Origin of the sequence: Parvularcula maris (assembly GCF_024505085.1) — a bacterium.
Classification (GTDB): domain Bacteria; phylum Pseudomonadota; class Alphaproteobacteria; order Caulobacterales; family Parvularculaceae; genus Parvularcula; species Parvularcula maris.
Genome location: NZ_JANIBC010000028.1, coordinates 1 through 5,387, shown reverse-complemented (window position 1 = coordinate 5,387; position 5,387 = coordinate 1). Strand labels below are relative to the sequence as shown.

Annotated in this window: 1 protein-coding gene; it reads left to right on the top strand. The window is 59.5% G+C overall.

Annotated features, from left to right (window positions below):
- Nucleotides 1-1,676 precede the first annotated feature (1,676 nt).
- A partial coding sequence (locus NOG11_RS14760; protein ID WP_256620582.1) for an RHS repeat-associated core domain-containing protein occupies nucleotides 1,677-5,387 on the top strand: 3,711 nt, incomplete at its 3' end.

Genomic DNA, 5,387 nt, shown 5'->3' with positions numbered 1-5,387 from the left:
CGCAGCCGAAGGATATGACCTCGATTAAGTTGAAACCGCTCTAGCGGCGCTCTTCGCGGTCGGCGGCGGCCCGTTGGATTGGTAAGGCTCCGAAATGCGCGGTCGCCAGGGAAGCCTGCGCCCGTCTGGTAGCTACCACCTTTTGCGCCTTCGTCAGGCCCGCAAATGCCTTCTTAAGATCGGCGAGCGGGCGGGTACGCTAAAGCCATCACGGCTACCGGGTGCTGCGGCCGGTTTTTCTGGTTTTTCTACCGTTTTTCGCTCGCTCAACCTGAACAATCCTGAACAGCTTCCCGCCCGCGCCGGTCGGCTCAGACTTCAACTTCCCACATGATTGCGAGAAAGCTGGATGACAACGCAGAAGGTAGCAGGGTTGTCCCGGACCACCGCGCTCCGCAAGAAGGTCAGACTGCACGTCCAGGTAGACTACCCATTCGGCGGTAATCTGTTGCTTCCAGACACCCACTGCAGACAATCATTGCGGCTATGTAGGATTTACGTATTGTTCCCGTAAGGGGAGCGATTCGATGCGTCTACGTCATTTTCTTGCGGGTCTTGCATGTGTAGCTTCTGTGAGCTGGGCCGGTCCGCCACCTGTCGAAGATGAATCAAACCCTCTTCTTCTTCCTGAAAACCCGTCTACAGACGAATTCAGCATCGACCCAGATCCGGGGGGCGGCGGGAACCAGCTTGACCCACCGGACATCACGCCGGACTACCTGGAGCGTGCTAATATCGACTCCAGGCTTCAAGCTCATGGCTTTGGTCTGTTGGGTGACGCTATCGACCCCTTCACGGGTTCGCTGACGTTCTCGCAGACGGATATCAGTCTGCCTGGGAACAGTCGGCTGGAAGTCGTAATCAGAAGGAAGAAGAGCCAGGCACAGAACTTTTACGCGACACCCGCAGCTTTCGGTGACTGGGAGCTAGACGTGCCCAGCATCTCGCGTCTGGTAGCGAGCTATCGCCGGGGCAGTCTGTACGAACCCGGAACGTGGAATGACAATCGTTGCAGCTCGGGTCATGTCGAAGGGCCCAAGTACCAACCCCCGTCCACGTGGGACGGAACCAGCGATGCATCCGCCTGGATCATCGATGAAGCTCACTACTCGAACGGGATCAACATGACGATTCCGGGGCAAGGCTCCAAGCAGCTTCTGTACAATCCGCAGGGGACGCACTGGAAGAACGGTGCCCGGCTCGTCACAACGGACAACTGGGTAGTGGTCTGCGGCGTCACATTGGCGGATGGTTCGGAAGGTTTCACAGCATACGGTCCCGACGGAACAAGATATACTTTCAACCATCTCGTGTATCGAGACGCCAAGCCGCTGAAGCTTGGCAACAGTCAGATACTAGAGCGCCGCCAAGCCATCATGCTCGCGACCGAGGTCCGCGACATTCACGGCAATACTGTTCGATACACTTGGAACGGCCATAAGCTCAGGTCGATCGAAAGCAGCGACAACCGAACAATTGAACCGGCCTATGTTGGCGACAGGATCGGCTCTATAACCGTCAATGGAAGAACTTGGACGTATGACTACAATACTCAAAACGGAAGCCAGGTAGCCTTCCTTACCAAAGTGACCTTGCCGTCGGAATCGAACCGCGAACGGGCATGGTTTTTTGGCTCGGTTTTCAATGGTTCCGAAGAGAACGTCGGACTGATCGATATGAGCCACGAGCCGTTTCGTGGAGAGAACTGCACAAGCCCGGACCGCAAAATCTGGGTGCGGCATCCCGACGGGGTCAAGGGAGAGTTCACGTTCAGCGAGACGGTGAGGCCCTATGAGGGCACCGGTCCCGACCCGATCAACGGCGCTTGCTGGGCGGACGGCGTCGATGATGGCTCATGGCACTGGGTCCAGGAAAGCATGTCCATCACGGAGAAGCGGCTTACTGGACCCGCTATTCCAGCGTCGGTCTGGCGCTATTCATATGACGACTACCGCACCGATATGATCGACCCTTCGGGTGCTCGAACCGAGTACTATCACGACCTTGGCGGCTTCGTCAGAGAGACCAAACGGTTTACAACCGCTACCTCTGGTGTACTGATCAGCCGCACAGTGAATGAGCGGCAGTTTGAGAATGCCGTCGGCAGCACGCACTGGCATGTCCCAACACATGTTCTCAAACCGTTTCGAACGACTAAGACCGATCTGCATCAGGGCGGCGAGACCTATACGACGGAACGGACCTTCGGGCTGTCGCACACCTCTTCGGGCTACAGCTACGGCTTCCCTCTTACCATCAAGCGCTACTCGACGGCGAGTAGAGGCGCCGCCGAAGATGTTCTGCAGTCTGCGGTCTATATCCATGATCGTAACAACTGGTTGCTAGGACTGCCCAGCTCCCTCACGCGTAATGGTCTTGAGACAGATCGTTACGTGTACGATGCGCTGTTCCCAGACAAGGTTTCGCAACACTGGCGCTATGGAGTACGGCGCGCGACCTATGGGTATCATACAGACCCTGCCTACCGCGGTGCCTTGCGTTGGTACCGCGAAAGCGTGGATGGGAACTCAGCGAACGAACGGATATCGGGCTGGTTCGACTACCACCGGGGCGTTCCGCGACAGGTGAACCTTCCGCGCGTTGGAAGCACCGGACAGCTCACTAATTTGAGGACTGTTAATGACAACGGTTGGGTGACCAGCTTCACCGACGCCATGGGGGTGAAAACATCCTACGAGTACAACCCTGTCGGCTGGCTGACGAAGATTAGTCGTCCTGGTTCGTGGGCGGATACAAACATCACCTACCACGATACGGACGACGCTTACGGTACGATGTATCAGAAGGTTCGCAGGGGGAACTCCGAGGAGATTTACTGGTATGACGGGCTGCTTCGTCCGACCCTGAAGCGGGTGCTCGATGTAGCCAACAGTGCAGCTACTAGGCTTTACACCCGCACGACTTACGATGCGATGGGCCGGGTACACTATCAAGGGGCGCCCAGCGCATCGCCGTCGACCGGCAATTTCGGCACGCACACGACCTATGACGCGCTGGGCCGCATCAAGCAGGTTCGCGAGAACGTCGCGCCCCACGCGACCACCACATATGACTACCTTTCGGGCAACCGCGTCCGGGTGACCGATCCCGAGGGCAACAAGACGATCACCACGCGTGTCGGCTTCGGCTCGCCTGACGATGGCTACCCGACGCTGATCCAGCAGCCCGAGGGCATCAACACCGAGATGCGCTACGACGAGTGGGGCAACATGGTTCTCGCCCGTCAGTACGGCAGCGCGAACGGACACTCGGGCAACGTCACCCAGACCTACCGTTACGACAGCCAGAACCGGCTCTGCTACCACCACACGCCGGAGCGGGGGGCAAAGCTCTACCGCTACTACGCCAATGGCGAGCTTCATCAGCTATCGGAGGGCCAGCCCAAGACGGGCTCGGGCTGCGGCACCATCAGGCCGGACGAGACGACGACCTACACCTATACCCCGCTCGGCCAGCTGGACTGGACCTACTTTCCGGCCGTCAGCGGCGATCACAATATTGGCCGCACCTACGATGCGAACGGGAACCTCGAGAGGCTGACTAGAGGCAGCACGGCATGGGACTATGACTACTACTATACCGGTACGGACGACCTGCCGAAGTCCGAGACCTTGCAGATCGACGGGCTGAGCTTCCCGCTTTTCTACACCTACAACCCCGACGGCCACCATGCGACGGTCAGCTATCCATTGGGTGACGTGGTCGAGTTCGCCCCCAACGCGCTCGGGCAACCGACCAAGGTGCAAGAGGCAGGCGGGATCGCCTACGCCTCGAACATGCAGTACCACCCCAGCGGTCAGATCGATTGGATGGATCTAGGCAATGGCCGGTACTACAACCCGGTCTTCAACGACCGGCATCTGCCCTCTCAGTTTCATTGGTATTATGGTTTTAAGCGGAACTACGCTTACGACAAGAACGGTCGAGTGACTTCGATCGACGACCTCTATAACAACGACTTCGATCAGGCATTCACCTATGACGGGGCAGGGCGTCTAAAGACAGCGTCGGGTGCCTGGGGGGCGGGCATCTTCGACTACGATCCGGTCGGCAACCTTCGCAAGAAGACCCTTGGCAGCGCGGTGGTAGAGTTCGACCACGACCAGACCATGAACCGGCTGTCCCGTTTCCGCGACACGCGTGAGGGCAACACTTGGCAGAACATCGGCTACGATCTGCGCGGCAACGTGCTGTGGAACGGGGACCTCAGCAAGGGCGGCGTCAGCCTTACCCACAATATCAGCAACCAGCCGGTGAGTATCAGCGGCCCCCTGACCCAGACCTTCACCTATGACGGCCACAAGCGCCGGGTGAAGCAGGTGGACGGGGACGAGACCATCTACTCGGTCTACTCCCAGGCCGGTCAGCTCCTGCACCGCTACAACGCCAAGTCTGGCGAGCGGACGGACTATGTCTCGCTTGGCGGTGCGGGTTCGGTTCGGGTGAAGAACGGCCCTGGGGGTGAAGAGGTGAGCTATGTCTACACCGATCATCTGGGCAGCCAGAGCATGATCGCCGATGCTGAGGGCAACATCACCTCGAATGAGAGGCTGACCCCCTACGGCGAGGTGTGGTCTGGGCTCTCGGCGGCCAACGACGACGAGCCTGGCTTCACCGGGCATGTAAGGGACAAGGCCTCGGGCCTCACCTACATGCAGGCCCGCTACTACGACCCCGTGATCGGAAGGTTCCTCGCAACCGACCCCGTGGAGTTCGGACCAGCAAGACCGGACATGCACAACAGGTACGCCTATGCCGCCAACGATCCGGTGAATGCTTGGGATCCGGATGGAAGGGAGACCCATACGTTCGGAGGGACGGCGCTTCGGAACCGTCTAGCGGCTAGACGGATCAACAACGCACGCCGCGCTGCCAACAATCCGAGTCCACAGGCGATCGTTAGTCAGTCGAACAAAAATCTGGGTACGGCGATCATCGCGGTAGGAAGTGTTGCCGCTCCAGGTCCGGAAGATGTCGTCCTCGCTGGCCTAGGCGCTGCCAAGGCGGCGGGAGCAGTTGGGCGTGCGCTAAGCAAAACCTGCTGCTTCGTCGCGGGTACGCTGGTGGAGACCGAGGACGGCCTCCGCCCCATCGAGGAGATCGAGAAAGGCGACCTGGTTTGGGCGCGGAACACCGATACCGGCGAGACCGAACTCAAAGCCGTCACCGACCTGATCCGCCGCCACGAGCGGGTGATCTGGGAGGTCTCTCTCTCCGGCGAGGGTGGCGAGACGGAGTTCTTCGAGACCACCGACGACCACCCCTGGTGGATCGTGGACGAGGACGGCTCGGGCCAGTGGGTCACCACTGAAGACCTCGCTCCCGGCATGGTGGTGGTGAGCCGCGATGCGGACGGCCCCGATGGC